Source organism: Planifilum fimeticola (assembly GCF_003001905.1).
Taxonomy (GTDB): domain Bacteria; phylum Bacillota; class Bacilli; order Thermoactinomycetales; family DSM-44946; genus Planifilum; species Planifilum fimeticola.
Map to the genome: position 1 here is coordinate 73,818 of NZ_PVNE01000006.1, position 18,635 is coordinate 92,452.

Below are 18,635 nucleotides of genomic sequence, written 5' to 3' on the forward strand. Positions count from 1 at the left end.
GTCATCGGTTGCGTTCAACCGGGCGGTCGATCGCACCGACGAGGATCGGGGAAACCGGCATGTCGCGTATGGAAATCGGATGTCCCGAAGCATTTATCGGCGGCGGACCGCCTCTCAACCGTTTACGCGAGGAATCCCACCAAAAAGCAGAGGAAACCCAGGATGATCGGCTCAAAAAAACCCTCTTTTTTTCTCAGAAACAACCAGACCCCCAGAAGTTCAAGCAAGAATCCCGCCAGAAAAAAGAAAGTGCTCCAGTTTTCCATGATCCATTCTCCTCCGGAAACGGTCCATACTTCAGTTTTAAGTATAATGGATGAAGAATGGGGGGAAAACGGTGAAACTTCGTTTTGTCACGGAAAATGTCGGGAAGCTGGAGGAAGCGCGGACCATTCTCTCTCCACTGGGCATCGAAGTGATCCATCATTCCCTCATGCTGATGGAACCGGTGGAGGGAAGGATCGAGGAGGTTTGTCTGGAAAAGCTGCGTCAGGTGAGACGAATGGGCCTGAACCGGGTGATGGTGGACGATGCCGGGCTTTTTTTGAAGGCCTACCCGGGATTCCCCGGCGTGTTGACCAAGAGGATTTTCGATCAGATCGGATACAGGGGATTCATGAAGCTGCTTGCGGGCGAGTCGCGGCAGGCCTGGCTGGAGGGAGCGGTCGCCGTCTTGTGGGACGGGAAGATTCGCTGTTTCACCGCCAGGACCCACGGCAGCATCATCGAGGCGGAGCCGGAGAGCCTACGGCCGGAACCGGGCTTCCCCTTCAATCCCGTCTTTGTTCCCGAGGGTGAGGACCGGGTGTTGTCGGAGCTTCCGCCGGAAAAGCGCCTGGAGCATTCCTACCGGAGAAAGGCGCTGGAGCAGTTGGCCGCCTGGCTGAAGGAACGGGCGAGGCGCGATGACGGGGCGGAGCCCGCGGACTGATGTCGATTTTCTGACAGGTTCTCCTCACCGGGAAAAGGGATTGACGCCCTCAGGATGCGAGTGTTAAACTACAGGGAACGGATTTCTTTAGCGTGCTAAAGCGAACGTCGGAGGGTTTTTGCATGGGAAAGCTGCGCCAGTTTGAAAAACCGACCGGATTTCGCGATTTTCCCCCGTCGACGGCGGCCAAGAAGCGGCTGGTGGAGCGGCGGGTGCAAACCTGCTTCCGGCGGTGGGGGTATCGGGAAGTGCTGACGCCGACCCTGGAGTACTTTGATACGGTGGGGGCGGCCAGCGCGATACCGGAATACAAGATGTTCAAGCTGATCGATCGGGAAGGCAAGACCTTGGTGCTGCGTCCCGATTTGACGGCGCCCATCGCCCGGATGGTCTCTTCGGTTTTGAAGGATGAACCGCTTCCGATTCGCCTCTATTACCATGCCAGCGTTTTCCGCGCCCAGGACGATTCGGCGCGGACGGTGGAGTTTTTCCAATCCGGAGTGGAGCTGGTGGGGGATCCCTCTCCGGAGGCCGATGCCGAGGTGATCGCTCTGGCGGCGGAGGCGCTCTCCGCCTGCGAGATTTCACCCTTTCAACTGGCGGTCGGACACGTGGAGCTGCTGGACGGGCTCCTCCGTGAGCAGGTGGAGGATCCGCAGCAGGTGGAGCAGCTGAAGGCATGCCTGGGCGCACGGGATGTCGTGGGGTACAAGGAGCGGGTGGCGCAGCTGAACCTGACCCCGGAGGGAAAGGAATTGCTCCTTCGCCTTCCTCACCTGAGCGGGGGAAAGGATCGGCTCGAGTCGCTTCGTCCGCAGATGCGTTCCCGCCGGGTGGAGAACGCCGTCCGGCACCTTTGGGAGATGTGGGAGGCCCTCGAGGATTTCGGGGCGAACCGCCACGTGGTATTGGACTTGAGCCTGGTGGGCAGCCTCCATTATTACACCGGCGTCTATTTTGAAGGATATGCTCTCCCTTCCAGCTTTCCCCTGGTGAGCGGCGGGCGGTACGACCGGTTGCTGGAGCGCTTCGGGCGGCCGGCTCCGGCGACGGGGTTTGCCCTGAAGACGGACCGGCTGATGGAGGCGAGTCCCGCTGCGGATCAGGAGATGGAGCGGGTGGCGTTGGTTTATCCCCGTTCCGCCCGGAGGGAGGCGATCCGTCGGGCGCAGGAACTCCGAAAGGAAGGGAAAGCGGTGATTCTGCACGTCGCCGACGATCCGGATCAGCGGACGGAGATCGATGCCGACCGCATCGTCCGATGGGAGGAGGGAGAAGATGGCCGGAAATGATACCCTGACCATTGCCATGCCGAAGGGGCGGATCTTGCGGGAAGCGCTGGAGCTCTTCGAAGAGGCGGGGTACCCCGTTGAGGAAGGGCGCTTTGAGTCGACCCGCAAGCTGACGGTGACCCTGCCGGAGGCCGGCCTCTCCTTTTTCCTTTCCAAACCGGGAGATGTGCCCACGTATGTGGAGTACGGGGTGGCCGACCTGGGAGTGGTGGGCAAGGATGTGCTGATGGAGGAGGGGCGCGATGTGTACGAGTTGCTCGATCTGGGGATCAGCCGGTGCCGGATTGCCGTCGCCGCCCTCCCCGACTGGCGCCCTACCCTCCATCCGCGGGTGGCGACGAAATATCCGCGGATCGCCGGCCGCTATTTTTTGGAGCAGGGGGAACAGGTGGAGATCATCCGGTTGAACGGGTCCGTGGAGCTCGCTCCGCTGATCGGGCTGGCCGACCGGATTGTGGATATCGTTTCCACCGGAAGGACCCTGCGGGAAAACGGTCTCGTCGAGCTGGAGACGGTGGCCGTCGTCACGTCCCGCCTGATCGCCAACCGGGCCAGCTTTCGCCTGAAGAGCGGAGCCGTGGACCGGTTGTGTTCCCGGCTGGCGGCGGTGGTGACGGGGGAAGGAGTGAGAACATGATCCGGGTGGTCAAGCCCGAGGAATTGGATACGCGACGGCGGGAAAGCGGGCTGCCGGCCGACCAGGAGCGGAAGATCCGGGAGATCCTTTCCGCCGTCCGGGCGGAGGGGGACGCCGCTCTCAGGCGGTACACGGAGATGTTCGACGGTGCGTCCCCCCGGGACCTTCGCGTGACTGAAGAGGAGATCGACGCCGCCTACGAGCAGGTGTCCGCCGAGTGGTTGGAAGCGCTGCGGGAGGCGGCCCGGCGCATCCGCCGGTACCACGAGCGGCAGAAGCGGCAGTCCTGGATGGAACCGGAGGCTGACGGAACGATATTGGGACAACTCATCCGCCCGCTGGAGCGGGTGGGCGTATACGTTCCCGGCGGGCGGGCCGCTTATCCGTCGTCGGTGCTGATGAATGTGATCCCGGCCCGGGTGGCCGGGGTGGAGGAAATCGCGATGGTGACTCCCCCCCTCCCCGACGGTAGCATCCATCCCCCCACCCTGGTGGCGGCGCGGGAGGCGGGTGTGACGGAGATCTGGAAGGCGGGAGGGGCCCAGGGGATCGCCGCCCTGGCCTACGGGACGGAAAGCATCCGGCGGGTGGACAAGATCGTCGGACCCGGAAATATCTACGTCGCCTATGCGAAGCGGATGGTGTACGGCACGGCGGACATCGACATGATCGCCGGTCCGAGCGAAATCGTCGTCATCGCCGACGAAACGGCCGATCCCGCATACGTGGCCGCCGACCTCCTCTCCCAGGCGGAACACGACCCGATGGCCAGCGCCGTGCTGATCACCCCTTCTTCCGCCTTGGCCGAGCAGGTTTCCCTGGAACTGGTCAAACAATGCGAGGCCCTGGAGCGGAGGGAGATCGCCGGCCAATCTTTGCGGGAACACGGGGCGATCTGTCTCACGGAGGATTTGGCGGAGGCGGTGGAGACGGCCAACCGGTTGGCCCCCGAACACCTGGAGCTTCTGGTGGCCGACCCGTGGCGCTGGGTCGGACGGGTCAAAAATGCCGGCGCCGTCTTCCTCGGGGAGTACAGCCCGGAACCGGTGGGGGATTATTTCGCCGGTCCCAACCACGTCCTCCCCACCAACGGAACGGCCCGCTTCTTTTCTCCCCTGTCCGTGGATGATTTCCTGAAGAAGACCAGCTTGATCGCCTACAGCCGGGAGGCGCTTCTGCGGGTCGGCCCCCGGGTGATCACCCTGGCGGAAGGGGAGGGGCTGGGTGCCCACGCCGAATCGATCCGCGTTCGCCTCGAGCGGGAAAAAGGGGAGAAACGGGATGAGTGATCGCACCGCGACGATTCATCGCAAAACGAAGGAAACGGAGATCACCCTGACCCTGAATCTGGACGGGTCGGGGAAGGCGGAGCTGGAGACGGGAGTTCCCTTTCTGGAGCACATGCTGGACCTGTTTGCCAAGCACGGGCTGTTTGACCTGCAGGTGAGAGCGAGAGGGGATGTTCATATCGACGACCACCATACGGTGGAAGACATCGCCATCTGCCTCGGGACCGCCCTGCGCAGGGCCCTGGGGGACAAAGCGGGTATCCGCCGATACGGCCATGCCGTCATCCCGATGGACGAGTCCCTGGGCCAGGTGGCGGTGGATTTGTCGGGTCGCTCGCACCTGGAGTTCAAGGCCGAGTTTCCCGACTTGCGGGTGGGAACCTTCGCCACGGAACTGGTTCACGAGTTTTTCTGGAAGCTGGCGATGGAGGGAAGGATGAACCTCCACGTTCTTCTCCATTACGGCCGGAACACCCACCACATGATCGAATCCCTGTTCAAAGCCCTGGGGAGGGCTTTGGACGAGGCCACTCGGTTGGATCCCCGGATCCAGGGGATCCCGTCCTCCAAAGGGGTGCTTTAGCATGATTGCCGTCATCGACTACGGAATGGGCAACCTGCACAGCGTCAGCCGCGCCCTGGAGCGGATGGGCTTTTCCTATGCCATCACCTCCGATCCGGAAACCGTCGAAAGGGCGTCCGGGCTCATCCTCCCCGGGGTGGGCGCCTTCGGGGACGCGATGCGGGAGCTGACGGAACGGAATCTCGTCGGAGTGATCAAACGGGAGGCTTTCAAGGGAAAACCTCTGCTCGGGATCTGCCTCGGGATGCAGCTTCTCTTCACCGTCAGTGAAGAGCACGGTCATCACCAGGGGCTGAACCTCCTCCCCGGCCGCGTAGTGCGGTTTGAGGGGGACTTCAACATTCCCCACATGGGTTGGAACAGCCTCGCGTTCATCCAGTTTCATCCCCTCCTGTACGGATTGGATGAGGGGTACGTGTACTTCGTTCATTCCTATCACGTGCTGCCCGACAACCGGGAGGATATCCTGGCCGTGACCGATTATCACGGGCCGGTGACGGCCGTCGTGGGCAGGAACCGGATTTTCGGCATGCAGTTTCATCCGGAAAAGAGCGGGACGCTGGGGCGGGAACTGCTCCGCCGCTTCGCTTCTCTTTGCGAATCCGAGGTGGGGGTGTCATGAGCTTCATCCTCTATCCGGCGGTGGATCTGCGGGGCGGAAAGTGCGTCCGGCTGTATCAGGGGGACTACGGGGCGGAAACGGTATACGATGAGGACCCGGTGGGAGTCGCCCGGAAGTGGCGGGCGGCGGGGGCCGAATGGTTGCACGTGGTCGATCTGGACGCCGCCCGTACGGGCGAGCCGGTCAATTTGCCGGTGATCCGGGAGATAGCCTTAAGCGTCGACATCCCCCTTCAGGCGGGAGGCGGAGTCCGGTCGATGGAGAGGCTGGAGCTCTTGCTTTCCGCCGGTGTCCAGCGGGTGGTTCTGGGCTCCGCCGCCATCGACGATCCCCGGTTTGTCCGGGAAGCCCTCGCCCGTTACGGGGATCGCATCGCCCTCGGCATCGATGCCCGGAACGGCCGGGTCGCCACCCACGGTTGGCTGGAGACCACCGAGGTGGCGGCGGAGGATCTGGCAAAGGAAATGGTTCGCCACGGCGCGGAAACCTTTATTTTTACCGACATTTCGCGGGACGGTACCCTGTCCGGTCCCAACGTGGAGGCCATCCTTTCCCTGGCCCGGGCTTGCGGAAAACGGGTGATCGCCTCCGGAGGGGTTCGCGATACGGAGGATGTGCTCCGGTTGGCCCGGCATGCCGGGGAAGGCGTGGCCGGGGCCGTGGTCGGCCGCGCCCTCTACACGGGCGGACTGGACCTGGGTGAGGCCATGAGGCGTCTAACTCGGGAAACGGGAGAGGAAGGCCGATGATTACGAAACGGATCATACCCTGTCTGGACGTGAAGGACGGTCGGGTGGTGAAGGGAGTCTCCTTCGTCAATCTGAGGGATGCCGGGGATCCGGTGGAGCTGGCCGCGCTGTATGACCGGGAAGGGGCCGACGAACTGGTCTTCCTGGATATTTCCGCTTCCCAGGAAGGAAGGGGGACGATGGCGGACATCGTCCGGGAGGCGGCGGCCGAGCTGAGCATCCCCTTCACCGTGGGAGGAGGGATTTCCTCCGTGGAGGACATGTTCCGCCTTCTCCGCGCCGGTGCGGACAAGGTGTCGATCAACACCGCCGCCGTCCTCCGTCCGGAACTGGTGGAGGAAGGGGCGCGCCGTTTCGGCAGCCAATGCATCGTGGTGGCCATCGATGCCCGCTGGGACCCCGAAAGGAAGGACTGGGTGGTCCACACCCACGGAGGCCGCCGGTCCACCGACCGTCGGGCGGTGGACTGGGCGAAGGAAGTGGCCGAGCGGGGGGCCGGGGAGATCCTCCTCACCAGCATGGATCAGGATGGGCAAAAGAGCGGGTTTGACCTGGAACTGACCCGTCGGGTCGCCTCCAGCGTCCGCGTCCCGGTGATCGCCTCCGGCGGGGCGGGCGCCCTGGAGCATTTTTATGAGGTGTTTTCCTCCACCCCGGCGGCTGCCGCTTTGGCCGCATCCCTCTTCCATTACCAGGAGCTGAGGATCCGAGAGGTCAAGGCCTACCTGAAGGAGAAGGGGGTGAACGTCCGTTGGCCCTGACCCTGGATGTTTCGCAGGTTCGTTTTGATGAGCGGGGATTGGTGCCGGCCATCGTCCAGGATGCCGTGAGCAAGGAAGTATTGACGTTGGCTTACATGAACGAGGAAGCCTTGCGCAAGACCCTGGAGACCGGGGAAACCTGGTTCTGGAGCCGCTCCCGGCAAGCGTTGTGGCATAAAGGGGAGACATCGGGCAACACCCAGCGGGTTCTTTCCCTTTCCTTCGACTGTGACCGGGATGCCCTCCTGGTGCGGGTGATCCCTTCCGGTCCCGCCTGCCACAAGGGGACGACCAGCTGCTTTGAAAAGCCGGATCTCCCGTCCGGGGAAACGGAAGAACATGGCCGCTTCGCCATCCTGAACCGGTTGGAGTCGCTGATCGCATCCAGGGAGGCGGAGCGGCCCGAGGGTTCCTACACCACCTACCTGTTTGAGAAGGGGCTGGACAAGATCCTGAAAAAGGTGGGCGAAGAGGCGGCGGAGGTGATCATCGCCGCCAAGAATCGCTCTCCGGAGGAACTCCGATACGAAACGGCCGATCTGGTTTTTCATCTCTTGGTGCTTCTGCGGGAGGCGAAGCTTCCTCTGGACGAAGTGCTGGAGGAGCTGTCCCGCCGTCACCGGGAAGGCTGAGAGCGGCGTAGGCGTTTTTTCGAGCACCTTGACCGGGGTGCTCTTTGTCGTTGTTGCGGATGAGCTTGAGCCGATTTTCACGGACCGTCCACGCTTTTGATTCCCGGCGGCGGACCGCCGATTCCGCGCGAAAACCGTAAGCCCTTCGCTTTTCGCTGTACGGATCCGATCCGTACAGCTGATACAGCAGCTTTCGGATCCGCCGGGATTGATCGGCGGATTCGCTGGCCAACTGAAGGATCAGTTTTCTTTCTTCCAGCGTGCATTCCTCGGACAGGCATCGGGTGAGGGCGAGCATCGCGGCGTTGACCCGCTGCAGGCAGTGGATCAGGTGTTCAGGAGAAGCCATAAGTGATCCCCCCCAATGGTGGTCCGCCGGTTCAATCGGAAGGCAGGGGGCCGGCGACCGGATGTTTCCGTCGTCGGTGAGCGGTTCCGACGAAAAATGGGAACGTTTGTTCGATAACCATTTTATCGAATTGCCGGAGCTTTGTCCATCCGATTTTTATGTCGATTATTGGGGATCGTAAAGCCCGATTTCCGGATCGGGGGCCCGACTGGATCTGCCTGCGCCCCGGGGTTTCGAGCCCGCCCGTCCGCCGCCTGTCCGCAGGCTTGTTCCCCCCTCCATCCGGGGCATATCATTGGCGTGGAAAATATGGTATACTTTTTATACCATACCACCGGCCAATCGGCCTGCGCCGAGTGGGGGGAAGATGAAAAAGTCAGCAAAGAAACAGGCTCGTTCCAATAAGGTGGTCCGTCTTCGGATGGACGCCGGCTTCTTCTTTGAGCGTGCGGTCCGCTCCCTGGACCGCCACAATTACGACAAGGCCTTGAAATATTTTCGGATTGCCGCGGAGAAAGAGCCGGACAATCCGATCAACCTGTGCAATCTGGCGGGGATCCTGTCCGAGATGGGCCGGTTCGAGGAATCGAACGAGGTGCTGGAAAGCGTATTGAACGAAGTGGATCCCCAGCTGTACGAATGCTATTTTTACATGGCGAACAATGCGGCCAACATGGAGGATTTCGATCTGGCCGAGGAATACCTGCTCCGCTACCTGGAGGAAGATCCGGAAGGGGAGTTTGCGGAGGAAGCCAACGAGATGCTGCAGATGCTGGCCTATGAATTGGGCCGGGCGCCGCGGCAGCCGGATTACGGGGGCAAATACGCCTGGATGAAAAAACACGATGAAGCCCGCTGCCATTTGGAAGAGGGGCGCTTTCTTCAGGCGACCCGCGCCCTGGAGGAACTGGTGGAGGAGTACCCCGATTTTCTGGCCGCCCGCAACAATTTGTCCCTGGCTTATTACTACACGGGGCAGCTGAACCGGGCGATCCAGGAAATCCAGAAGGTGCTGGAGGCGGATCCCAACAATCTGCACGCCCTGTGCAACCAGGCGGTGTTGTACCAGCACATGGGGGAATCCGCCAAGAAGGAGCGCCTCGTGGCCGCCCTGAAGAAATGGGTTCCCATGCATCTGGAGCACATGTACAAGCTGGGAACGACAATGGGCATTCTGGGCGAGCACGAAACGGCCTACCAGATGTTCCGCCGGCTCCTCAAAATGGAATCCCAGCCGGAACCCAGCCTGTACCACTATGCGGCGGCGGCGGCCTTCAACACGGGTCGGCATGCCGAAGCCGAAAAGTATTGGAAGCGGGCGATGGAAGCGGACCCGGAGTCCGAGGTGCCGCGCTTCTATCTGAACCAGTGCAGGGAGTGGCTGTCCCGGGGGAACTCTCGGGTGCCCACCATCAGCTACCATTATCAACTTCCCTTTGAGCTGCAGTTTCGTCAGTTGGCCCCCCAGGGTCAGGCCTCCGCGGAGCAAATCAAGCGAAATCCGTTGATCCGCTCCTCCTTTTTCTGGGCGCTGAATCACGGGGACCGGGAGACGAAGCTCCAGGTCATCAAACTGTTCGCCTGGATCGCCGACGAAGAAGTGGAGCAGGTGCTGCGCCAGTTCGTGATGAAGCCGGAGGAAGAGGATGAGCTGAAGAAGATGGCCCTGCTCGTGCTGAGCCATATGGGGGCCGAGGAGCCCTACCGCGCCTGGATCGGCGGGCGGGAGGTGGAAATCTGCTCCCCGTCGGGAGACCCGACGCTCTCCGCCTGGATGGAGCAGTGGAAGCGGGTGTTGGAGTGCTGCCTGGACGGGATGCGCGGCCGGTACGACGCCGTCCAGATCAAGGATGCCCAGACCTTGTGGGCCCAGTATCTCGCCCACTGCAAAGCCGATCCCCCGACGGTCCGCAAGGTGGAGGGATGGGCCGCCGCCCTGGAGTACGTGGTGGCCAAAATGCACGGGCTTGGCTTCACCCAGGCGGATGCGGCCCGGAAGTATCGGGTGGCCGCCGCCACCGTGGGCCGACATGCCCGGGAATTGGAACGGGTATGCGATCTTTTCCCCAAGGAAACGGAGCTTCGTGAATAACAGAGAGAAACGGAACGCGGTCATCCGTCGCCGGTTGGTGTGTCGTCTGCAAACGGGCGGCTCTCTTTTTGCCCGTCGAAGATTTGCCATAGGTCCCGTTTAAATCGTCCGCCGGATGCGGATGGCGCTTCCGAAACGCGGGAGGAAGAGGCAGCACCTCCCCGGACGAGACGAAAAACGGAAAACGGATCGCGTCGAATCGGTGTCGAAGGCCGGATGCATCCCTGCCGAAGCGTTGCCTTTCTTCGCCCGGTTAGGGACTGTGGGGCCTCGGGTATCTATATTAGTGGGACCGAAGTATGATCTGCAACGATCGCCGAAGGGTGGGTGTCAAATGTCGGAGAACAACGTGTACGACGTCATCATCATCGGAGCGGGTCCTGCCGGAATGACCGCAGCCGTCTACGCCGCGCGTGCCAACCTGGACACCCTCATGCTGGAGCGGGGTGTGCCGGGCGGGCAGATGGCCAATACGGAGGAAATCGAGAACTACCCCGGTTTTGATCATATCCTGGGACCGGATCTCGCCAACAAGATGCTGGAGCATGCCAAGAAATTCGGGGCGCGGTACCAGTTCGGGGAAGTGAAGCGAATCATTGACGGCACGCCCTACAAGAAAGTGGTGACCGGCAAGGAGACCTACCTGGCCAAGGCGGTGATCATCGCCTCCGGCGCCGAACACCGGAAACTGGGCGTCCCGGGGGAAGACCGTCTGTCCGGACGCGGCGTCTCCTACTGTGCCGTCTGCGACGGCGCCTTCTTCCGCGACAAGGAATTGGTGGTCGTCGGCGGCGGGGACTCCGCCGTGGAAGAGGGGGTCTTCCTCACCAAATTTGCTTCCAAGGTGACGATCATTCACCGTCGCGACCAGCTGCGGGCCCAGAAGATCCTGCAGGAACGGGCCTTCAAAAACGAGAAGGTCGACTTCATCTGGGACACCGTCGTGGAGGAGATTCTGGGGGACGACAAGGTCACCGGCGTGAAGCTGTACAACCGCAAGACGGGGGAAAGAAGGGAGTTCCCCTGTGACGGGGTCTTCATCTACATCGGGATGGATCCCTTGACCGAATGGGTCCGCGATCTGGGGATCACCAACGAAGAAGGATACATTGAGACGGACGAACGGATGCGCACCCGGCTCAAAGGCATCTTCGCCGCCGGAGACGTCCGCGAGAAAAACCTTCGCCAGGTGGTCACCGCCACCGGCGACGGAAGCATCGCCGCCATGGAAGCTCAGCAGTACATCGAGGAGCTGAACGAAGCGCTGGCCAAGGAGAAGGAAGAAACGGCCCGCCTTTGATGGTTGCATTGTCGGGAAAGCGCCGACCCTCTGGTCGGTGCTTTTTTGCGCGGAAAAGCGCCTGATCAATCATCTTTGCCTGGGGGAGCACGGGAGTCCAGCGACCGGAAAGGGAAGACAGATTGAAACGAATTCGGAATTTGGTTGACTGCGCCAAGTCTTTCCCCCGCCGCTCCCTATCCGTTTCACGCCTGATCGTCGGGCTCAAAGGCGGAGGATCCGACGGATTTTTTTTGGAATTACCGCCCACTCTCTGGTCGGACATGACGGGACGACCATTGACGGAGGTTCCGGAAATGTTCGGGGCTAAACGGTGCTGAGGGCAGGGCCGCGGATGGGGGCGTCTTTGAACAGCCTGTACGGTTGATCGACGAATTGAAGAATCCATTCTTCGTCATAACCAGCCTGTTTACGAAAATTTTTTTACCGCTTTGACTCCCGCGGGCGGGGGAACTTCGTTCGTCGGACCGGTGCCAACGGTAAAAATCGCCACCAATACGACGTTGCATCATCGATTTTGACGCGGGACAACTCACCGAAGGGAAAACGATGGAGACGCTGGCGGACGATTTGTTCCGGTATGTGATGGAGGTGTCCTCCGGCCGGGGGCGAACAAAGAACGAACAGTGGGGGTATCGGGAGATCGCCGTCTTTAAAGATAGTGGCAAGTTATGATTCGCTGATCTGTCGGAAAAGGCGGTCAAATCGGGTCGAGGGGGAGTCTGCCGGGCCTTTTTCAATTTTATCCGGCGGATGGGTGGTGTGGGATTTTGTGATAATACAAGCTTCGACAAAAAAGCTTAAATTGTTCCTTCCCGGTAGAGGTGGTATGATAAACAGGGGTGAAAGTATGCAACGGGTGGTCAACTGCATTCTGCGCGACAAGGATCGCGTCTTGCTCTTAAAAAAACCGCGCCGCGGCTGGTGGGTGGCCCCCGGTGGGAAGATGGAGCCGGCCGAGTCGATCATGGACACGCTCCTCCGCGAGTATGAGGAGGAAACCGGACTCCGGCTGGAAAATGCCCGCCTGTGCGGCGTGTTCACCATGTGTGTGGAGGACCGGGGCGGGTTGGCCAAGGAATGGATGATGTTCACTTTTTTCGCCGACCGCTACAGGGGAGTGCCCCTCAAAGAATCGGAAGAGGGAATTCTGGCATGGCATCCGGTGACGTCGCTGTCCCGACTGCCCGCCGCCTCCGGCGACCGGATCTTCCTGGAGCGGATCGCCCTGCGGCAGGAATTCCTGGTGGGACGGTTTGTATACTCGCCGGAGGAGGAATTGTTGCGATACACCTTGAACGGCCTTCCAGGGACAAAAGAGGTCCAACCTTGACCGAAAATGTCCCATAAAGTATAAAGAGGAAAAAGCCTTTCAATGCGGGGGATCGAGGGGAATGGAGAAACGATATATCGGTGTGGATCTCGGCGGAACCAATATCAAGGTGGGCGTGGTGGATCCATCGGGGAACCTGTTGTACAAGACGGAGCGGCCCACCCGGGCCGAGGAGGGAACGGACGCGGTGATCGGACGGATCACGTCCTGCGCACGGGAAGCGGCGGAGGCGTCGGGCGCCTCTTGGGATCAGGTTGCCGGCATCGGGGTGGGCCTGCCCGGCTTTCTGGACATTCCCCGGGGGATTGTGAAACGGTTGACCAATTTGCCCTGGGAAAATGTTCCGATCCGGGACCTGTTGGAGAAAGAATGGGAGCGGCCGGTGATGATCGACAACGACGCCAACGTCGCCGCCCTCGGCGAGGCCTGGAGCGGAGCAGGGGCGGGGGTTTCGGATCTGGTCTGCATCACGCTGGGAACAGGAGTGGGAGGCGGAGTGATCGCCGGCGGCCGTCTGGTTCACGGCGTCGGCGGCGCGGCCGGGGAGATCGGCCACATCCGGATGGAGGAAGGCGGTGCCCTCTGCGGATGCGGCCAGCGGGGCTGCCTGGAGACCATCGCTTCCGCCACCGGTATCGTCCGCATGGCGAAGGAAATGGCGGCCTCGGGCCGGAAGACCACCTTGGCCGAAGCGGTGCAAGCGGGCACCCTCTCGTCCCGTGACGTGTTCCGGGCGATGGAGGCGGGGGATTCCGTCGCACTGGAAGTGGTTGAACGTGCGACCGATGCCCTGGCAAGGGCGATGGCCACCCTTTCCGTCATCCTGAATCCGGCCCGATTCATCATCGGTGGAGGAGTGGCCCGGGCCGGAGATTCCCTGTTCCGGCCCCTTCGGGAGGCGTACAAGAAGCACGCGCTGCCGTCCGCGGCGGAGGGAGTGTCCATCGTTCCCGCCCAATTGGGAAACGACGCGGGGGTGATCGGAGCGGCCGGCCTCATTGCTCGCAGGGGGCATTGAAACATATAATAAAGAAAGCGGATGAAAAAAGGGGGTGGTGGAGTGGACGCGGGAAAAGGCATCAACCTGGTGGTGATCACGGGCATGTCGGGCGCGGGCAAGACCGTGGCCGTGCAAAGCCTGGAGGACCTCGGGTTTTTTTGCATCGACAACCTGCCGCCCATTCTGCTGCCCAAGTTTGCGGAGCTTTTGGAGCAATCGAAGGGAAAGCTGCGGAAAGCCGCGTTGGTGATCGATCTGCGGGGTCGGGAATTTTTTTCTTCCCTGTTTGAGTCTCTGGACACCCTGGAGAAGCACCACGGGATTCATTACCAGATTCTTTTCCTGGAAGCCAGCGATCAGACCCTGGTGCGGCGGTACAAGGAGACCCGACGCCGCCACCCCCTGTCCCGGGACGGAACGCCCTTGGACGGGATTCTGCAGGAACGGAGATTGCTCGAGGAGATCAAAGGGCGAGCCCATCACATCATCGACACCAGTCACCTGAAACCGAACCAACTGAAGGAAAAGATCGCCGCCCGATTCGGCCAGTCGGAACGGGAGCGAATGACGGTCACCTTTCTTTCCTTTGGATTCAAGTACGGGGTTCCCATCGACGTGGATCTGGTCTTTGACGTCCGCTTTCTGCCCAACCCCCACTATGTGAAATCCCTTCGGCCGCACACCGGAAAGGATTCGGACGTGTACGAATATGTGATGAAATGGGAGGAGACCAGGCAGTTCATCGACAAGTTGAAGGATCTTCTGTCTTTTCTCCTTCCCCATTATCATCGGGAAGGGAAGACTCAGCTGGTAGTGGGGATCGGATGTACGGGGGGGAAACACCGTTCGGTGGCCATCGCGGAGCATCTTTCCCGGATATTCAACGAAAGGGAAAGCTGTCGGGTCGCGCATCGGGATATCGAAAAGGATGCGTAAATGAGGTGTCAAGGATGAAAGATTACCCCAGGGGGGAATCCCGCCGTCCCCACATCGTGGCGATCGGCGGGGGGACGGGGCTGCCGGTTTTGCTGCGCGGATTGAAGAAGGCCCACGTCGATATTACCGCCGTCGTGACGGTGGCGGACGATGGAGGGAGTTCCGGACGCCTCCGCGACGATATGCAAATGCCTCCTCCCGGTGATGTGCGCAATGTGCTCATCGCCCTGGCCGACACGGAACCCCTGTTGGAACAGGTCCTGCAACACCGGTTCACCAACGGGGACGGGCTGGCGGGCCATGCGCTGGGCAACCTGATGTTGGCCGCGTTGAAGGAGATTACCGGCGATTTCACCCAGGCCATCGAGGAGATGAGCCGCGTGCTGGCCGTCCGGGGGCAGGTTCTGCCAGCCAGTTCGCAGGACGTGGTCCTCTTGGCTGAAATGACCGACGGCACCATCATCCGTGGCGAGTCGCAAATCCCCAAATCGGGGAAGAAAATCCGTCGCGTCTTTCTTCACCCGCCTCAACCCGCTCCCCACGATGATGCCCTCGATGCCATTGCCAGGGCGGATGCCATCGTCATCGGTCCGGGAAGCCTCTACACCAGCATTTTGCCCAATCTGCTGGTGCGGGGGATGGCCGAGGCGATACGGGCATCTTCCGCCGACAAGTTCTACATCTGCAACGTGATGACCCAGCCGGGGGAAACCGACGGTTTTACCGCCTCGGATCACGTCCAGGCGATCTACGATCACGTCGGGGACCGCTTTTTTGACACGGTGATTGTCAACAATGCGGTGCCGCCGCCGTCGATCCGGCGAAAGTACGCGGCGAAAGGGGCGGAAACCGTTCTGCCGGATATCGATCGCCTCAAGGAATTGGGATGTCACGTCATTGCCGACAACCTTCTGCTGTACGGTTCCGATTCCTACCTGCGCCATGATGCGGACCGCCTTTGCCGCCATATTCTCAATCGGGTGCGGGAGCGGAAGCGCCGCCGCTGCAGCGGATAGAGAAGAGGTGCCCCCCATGTCTTCTTTTGCCGCCCAAACGAAGAACGAGCTGGCCCGGGTTGAATCCCCGCCTTGCTGCCAAAGGGCGGAGCTTTCCGCCCTGGTGCGGATCAACGGGACGATTTCGCTCCATCGCCGCTCCATCGCGCTGGATGTATCCACGGAAAACGCCGCCATCGCCCGACACATCTTCTCTTTGATCAAGGGATTGTACGGAGTTCATCCTGAAGTTCTCGTCCGAAAAAAGGTCCGCCTGAAAAAGAACAATGTGTACTTCAACCGCCTCACCTCGGAGGCGAAGCGGGTGCTTCTCGACCTGAAGATCCTGCAGAACGGGGAGGGACTGACGCAGACCGAGGGCATCGACCCCGAACTGATCGCCTCCCCCTGCTGCCGCCGCTCCTATCTTCGCGGGGCGTTCATGGCCAGCGGATCCGTGAACAATCCGGACAGCGGCTCCTACCATCTGGAGATCGTCACCACTTACCAGGACCACGCCGAGGCCATCTGTCGGCTGATGAACCGGTTTCACCTTCACGCCAAGGTGATTGAACGGAAAAAGGGATATGTGGTCTATGTCAAGGAAGGGGACAAGATCGGGGAATTTCTGAGCCTCATCGGGGCGCATCAATCCCTCCTCCAATTTGAGGATGTCCGGATCATGAAGGACATGCGCAACTCGGTCAACCGGCTCGTCAACTGCGAAACGGCGAACCTGAACAAGACGATCCAGGCGGCGATGCGCCAGATCGAAAATATCCGGTTAATTGAACGGGAGCTGGGACTGGAACAGCTGCCCGCCCGGTTGCGGGAAATCGCCGAGGCGCGGCTGAAGTATCCCGATATCACCCTGACGGAATTGGGGCAGATGCTGCCCGGCGGAAAAGTGAGCAAATCGGCGGTCAATCACCGCCTGCGGAAGCTGGACGAAATCGCCAAGCAACTGCGTCGTCATACGGAGGGTTAATCACCCGGCTATTCCAACCGGGTTTCATATAATATTTTGTGAGCATCCAAGAGGAGGAAAATAAAATGGTGGAAAAACGCGTTGTCGTCAAATTGCAAACCGGTCTTCACGCCCGCCCGGCCGCCCTGTTCGTCCAGGAGGCGAACAAGTACGCTTCCGAAATTTTCGTCCAAAAGGATGACAAGAAAGTCAATGCCAAGAGCATCATGGGGATTATGAGCCTCGCCGTGGCGAAGGGGACGGAGATCGTCATCTCCGCCGATGGTCCTGATGCCGAAAAAGCGGTTGAAGCCCTCGCGGAAATGGTCAACAAAGAAGAGGTTTAAAGAGCTGGGGGAGAGCCGGAGTGGCGAGAAATGCCATCAACTCCTTTTCGGAGATCATGGACTGGATCGAGGAACTGGTTTCGATGGAGACCCTCAAGAAGGCGATCCGACATGACATATCGGCCTTGTCCGAAGTGAACCTGCTCATGCGCGAACCCATTCACCTGATGTACCTGCGCGCTTTGGACAAGGTGAACCAACAGCTGCAGGAAGTCCGGAGCAAGTTGAGTTCCACGGGTGTGAAAATCATCAAGATCGACCAGAAGGAAGACAGTTGCGAAGTGGTTGTCCGCATCAGCAACAACGATTTTCATTACCCCTTTCTCAACGAACACATCCGGGCCAAGTGCTCGGAGAAATTTCGCCTTTATTGCCGGATGTAGTAGCCCGCGGACAGAGAAGAATATATCGGCGTTTTTCCCGGGATTGTGCGCCCTTCGGCGCCAATCTTTTTTTCTTAAGTTTTTGTGGCTTTTTTCCCCGGAAGGTTGATCTTTCTTTTCGCAGGGAGCATGATGAAAAAAAGGACGAGGGGAGGAGGGGCGTATCACATGCCGAGGTTTATTGTCCATGTTTCCTTCCTGTTTTTCTCGCTGGTGGCTTTAACCGGGGTTTGGATGCGCTTTTACCCCTTTGCCACCGGGACCTCCATCCCTTATCCCCACGTGCTTCACGCCCACTCCCACTTCGCCCTGCTGGGTTGGGCCTTTTTGGGAGGCTTCGCGGTTTTTCTTCACATCTTCTGGCCGCGCATTCACCGAAAAAAGCAGGCTATCCTGGCGGTTTCGGCATTGGCCGGGATTTCCCTGGCGATGTTGGTCGCCTTCTTGTATCAGGGTTACGGGCCGCTGTCCATCGCCGCATCGACCCTGCACATTTTCGCGGAGTACTGGATCGCATTCATGATTTACCGGACCGTCCGGCAGAACCCCGCCTTTTCCGGCATGGGAGCGCCATTTATCAAGGGTTCCCTGATCGCGCTCATCCTCTCTTCCGTCGGCCCCTTCTCCCTCGCTTTCATCGCCGCCCGGGGAATGAAGGAGACGCCCTGGTATGATATGGCCATCTATTTTTATCTGCATTTCCAGTATAACGGGTGGCTCCTGCTGTTTTTGATCGGGTTGTTCATCCTTTTGCTTCGGCGGAAAGGGATTCCCTTCGCCGCCGGGGGGATGAAGGCCGCCTTCTGGATGTATTTCATCGCATTGTTTCCGGGCTATTTTCATTCCATCCTGTGGGCGGAGCCGGGGAAATTCGTGAAGGGGCTGGCTGCCGCCGCGGGCGCGGTCCAGTTTATCGCCGTTCTCCTCCTTTTCCGGTCCTTGAGGGGAAGCCTGCGCCATCTCCGAAGGGAGTGCTCCGGACTGGTCAACACCGGTCTCCTGTTGACGCTGCTGGCGCTCTTTGTCAAGAGCTCCCTGGAGCTGGGACTCCTTTGGCCGGACTTGGCCGCCCTCGTCTATGACACCCGGAGCGTGGTGATCGGTTATCTGCATCTGACTCTGCTGGGCGTCGTCAGCTTGTTCATCCTGGTTCAATACGGCATGGCCGGAATCTGGAAGATGGATAGACTGGCCCTGTACGGGGGCTCCGCCTTTTATGCCGGCTTTTTGTTGAATGAGCTCCTCCTGTTTTTGCAGGGGCTGGCGGAATGGACCAAGGCGGCGCAAATCCCTTTCCGCCTCGAAGGGCTTTTCCTGGCCAGTTTGATGCTCCTGGTCGGGATCGTTTTGATGTGGCGAAGCTTTGCCCGTACCGGTTCCGGGGTCTGAAGGGGAGCGGGGGAAGGGGATTTTCTTTTTTTATAGGTTTTACTTGTC

The 18,635-nt window shown here is 60.4% G+C and carries 21 protein-coding genes; all 21 read left to right on the plus strand.

Going from position 1 to position 18,635, the window contains the following annotated elements:
• Nucleotides 1–59: 59 nt before the first annotated feature.
• Nucleotides 60–320: a hypothetical protein gene (locus CLV97_RS17840; protein WP_146130414.1), complete on the plus strand. Its 261-nt coding sequence runs from the start codon at nt 60–62 to the stop codon at nt 318–320.
• 17 nt (nt 321–337) lie between these two features.
• Entirely contained in the window at nt 338–931 is a 594-nt protein-coding gene (locus tag CLV97_RS05480; protein WP_170070370.1) for a non-canonical purine NTP pyrophosphatase, read from the plus strand.
• Nucleotides 932–1,053: 122 nt separating this feature from the next.
• Nucleotides 1,054–2,223, plus strand: a complete 1,170-nt coding sequence (gene hisZ, locus CLV97_RS05485; RefSeq protein ID WP_106344520.1) for an ATP phosphoribosyltransferase regulatory subunit — start codon at nt 1,054–1,056, stop codon at nt 2,221–2,223.
• A complete protein-coding gene (gene hisG, locus CLV97_RS05490; RefSeq protein WP_106344521.1) occupies nt 2,210–2,860 on the plus strand; it encodes an ATP phosphoribosyltransferase in 651 nt (216 codons plus the stop codon). The genes hisZ and hisG overlap by 14 nt, the downstream gene beginning before the upstream one ends.
• On the plus strand, nt 2,860–4,149 hold the full coding sequence (gene hisD, locus CLV97_RS05495; RefSeq protein ID WP_425440549.1) for a histidinol dehydrogenase: 1,290 nt from the start codon (nt 2,860–2,862) through the stop codon (nt 4,147–4,149). The genes hisG and hisD overlap by 1 nt, the downstream gene beginning before the upstream one ends.
• Complete coding sequence (hisB, locus tag CLV97_RS05500) at nt 4,142–4,732, plus strand: imidazoleglycerol-phosphate dehydratase HisB (RefSeq protein WP_106344523.1); 591 nt, start codon at nt 4,142–4,144, stop codon at nt 4,730–4,732. Before hisD ends, hisB begins: the two co-directional genes overlap by 8 nt.
• A gap of 1 nt (nt 4,733) precedes the next feature.
• The gene (hisH, locus tag CLV97_RS05505; RefSeq protein ID WP_106344524.1) at nt 4,734–5,354 is read left to right on the plus strand and encodes an imidazole glycerol phosphate synthase subunit HisH; all 621 of its coding nucleotides are present in this window, start codon (nt 4,734–4,736) and stop codon (nt 5,352–5,354) included.
• The gene (hisA, locus tag CLV97_RS05510; RefSeq protein WP_106344525.1) at nt 5,351–6,103 is read left to right on the plus strand and encodes a 1-(5-phosphoribosyl)-5-[(5-phosphoribosylamino)methylideneamino]imidazole-4-carboxamide isomerase; all 753 of its coding nucleotides are present in this window, start codon (nt 5,351–5,353) and stop codon (nt 6,101–6,103) included. The genes hisH and hisA overlap by 4 nt, the downstream gene beginning before the upstream one ends.
• Nucleotides 6,100–6,864, plus strand: a complete 765-nt coding sequence (hisF, locus tag CLV97_RS05515; protein WP_106344526.1) for an imidazole glycerol phosphate synthase subunit HisF — start codon at nt 6,100–6,102, stop codon at nt 6,862–6,864. Before hisA ends, hisF begins: the two co-directional genes overlap by 4 nt.
• Nucleotides 6,855–7,496 carry a bifunctional phosphoribosyl-AMP cyclohydrolase/phosphoribosyl-ATP diphosphatase HisIE gene (hisIE, locus tag CLV97_RS05520; protein WP_425440546.1) on the plus strand — a complete coding sequence of 214 codons (642 nt, stop codon included), beginning with the start codon at nt 6,855–6,857 and terminating at the stop codon, nt 7,494–7,496. Before hisF ends, hisIE begins: the two co-directional genes overlap by 10 nt.
• Nucleotides 7,497–8,212: 716 nt before the next feature.
• Nucleotides 8,213–9,937, plus strand: coding sequence for a tetratricopeptide repeat protein (locus CLV97_RS05525; protein WP_106344527.1), 1,725 nt, complete (start codon nt 8,213–8,215; stop codon nt 9,935–9,937).
• A 334-nt stretch (nt 9,938–10,271) separates the two neighbouring features.
• Complete coding sequence (gene trxB, locus CLV97_RS05530; protein WP_106344528.1) at nt 10,272–11,237, plus strand: thioredoxin-disulfide reductase; 966 nt, start codon at nt 10,272–10,274, stop codon at nt 11,235–11,237.
• Nucleotides 11,238–11,747: 510 nt separating this feature from the next.
• Nucleotides 11,748–11,912: a hypothetical protein gene (locus CLV97_RS05535; protein WP_425440550.1), complete on the plus strand. Its 165-nt coding sequence runs from the start codon at nt 11,748–11,750 to the stop codon at nt 11,910–11,912.
• A gap of 175 nt (nt 11,913–12,087) precedes the next feature.
• Nucleotides 12,088–12,570 (plus strand): 8-oxo-dGTP diphosphatase, encoded by a 483-nt coding sequence (locus tag CLV97_RS05540; protein ID WP_106344530.1) that lies wholly within the window; start codon nt 12,088–12,090, stop codon nt 12,568–12,570.
• A gap of 61 nt (nt 12,571–12,631) precedes the next feature.
• A complete protein-coding gene (locus CLV97_RS05545; protein ID WP_106344531.1) occupies nt 12,632–13,588 on the plus strand; it encodes an ROK family glucokinase in 957 nt (318 codons plus the stop codon).
• A 42-nt stretch (nt 13,589–13,630) separates the two neighbouring features.
• Nucleotides 13,631–14,506, plus strand: a complete 876-nt coding sequence (rapZ, locus tag CLV97_RS05550; protein WP_425440547.1) for an RNase adapter RapZ — start codon at nt 13,631–13,633, stop codon at nt 14,504–14,506.
• A 14-nt stretch (nt 14,507–14,520) separates the two neighbouring features.
• Entirely contained in the window at nt 14,521–15,522 is a 1,002-nt protein-coding gene (locus CLV97_RS05555; RefSeq protein ID WP_106344533.1) for a gluconeogenesis factor YvcK family protein, read from the plus strand.
• 16 nt (nt 15,523–15,538) lie between these two features.
• Nucleotides 15,539–16,489: a DNA-binding protein WhiA gene (gene whiA, locus CLV97_RS05560; RefSeq protein WP_106344534.1), complete on the plus strand. Its 951-nt coding sequence runs from the start codon at nt 15,539–15,541 to the stop codon at nt 16,487–16,489.
• Nucleotides 16,490–16,554: 65 nt separating this feature from the next.
• A complete protein-coding gene (locus CLV97_RS05565) occupies nt 16,555–16,815 on the plus strand; it encodes an HPr family phosphocarrier protein (protein ID WP_106344535.1) in 261 nt (86 codons plus the stop codon).
• 20 nt (nt 16,816–16,835) lie between these two features.
• The gene (locus tag CLV97_RS05570) at nt 16,836–17,198 is read left to right on the plus strand and encodes a YhjD family protein (RefSeq protein WP_106344536.1); all 363 of its coding nucleotides are present in this window, start codon (nt 16,836–16,838) and stop codon (nt 17,196–17,198) included.
• A gap of 168 nt (nt 17,199–17,366) precedes the next feature.
• Nucleotides 17,367–18,587 carry a hypothetical protein gene (locus CLV97_RS05575; RefSeq protein WP_106344537.1) on the plus strand — a complete coding sequence of 407 codons (1,221 nt, stop codon included), beginning with the start codon at nt 17,367–17,369 and terminating at the stop codon, nt 18,585–18,587.
• The last annotated feature ends 48 nt before the right edge of the window (nt 18,588–18,635 follow it).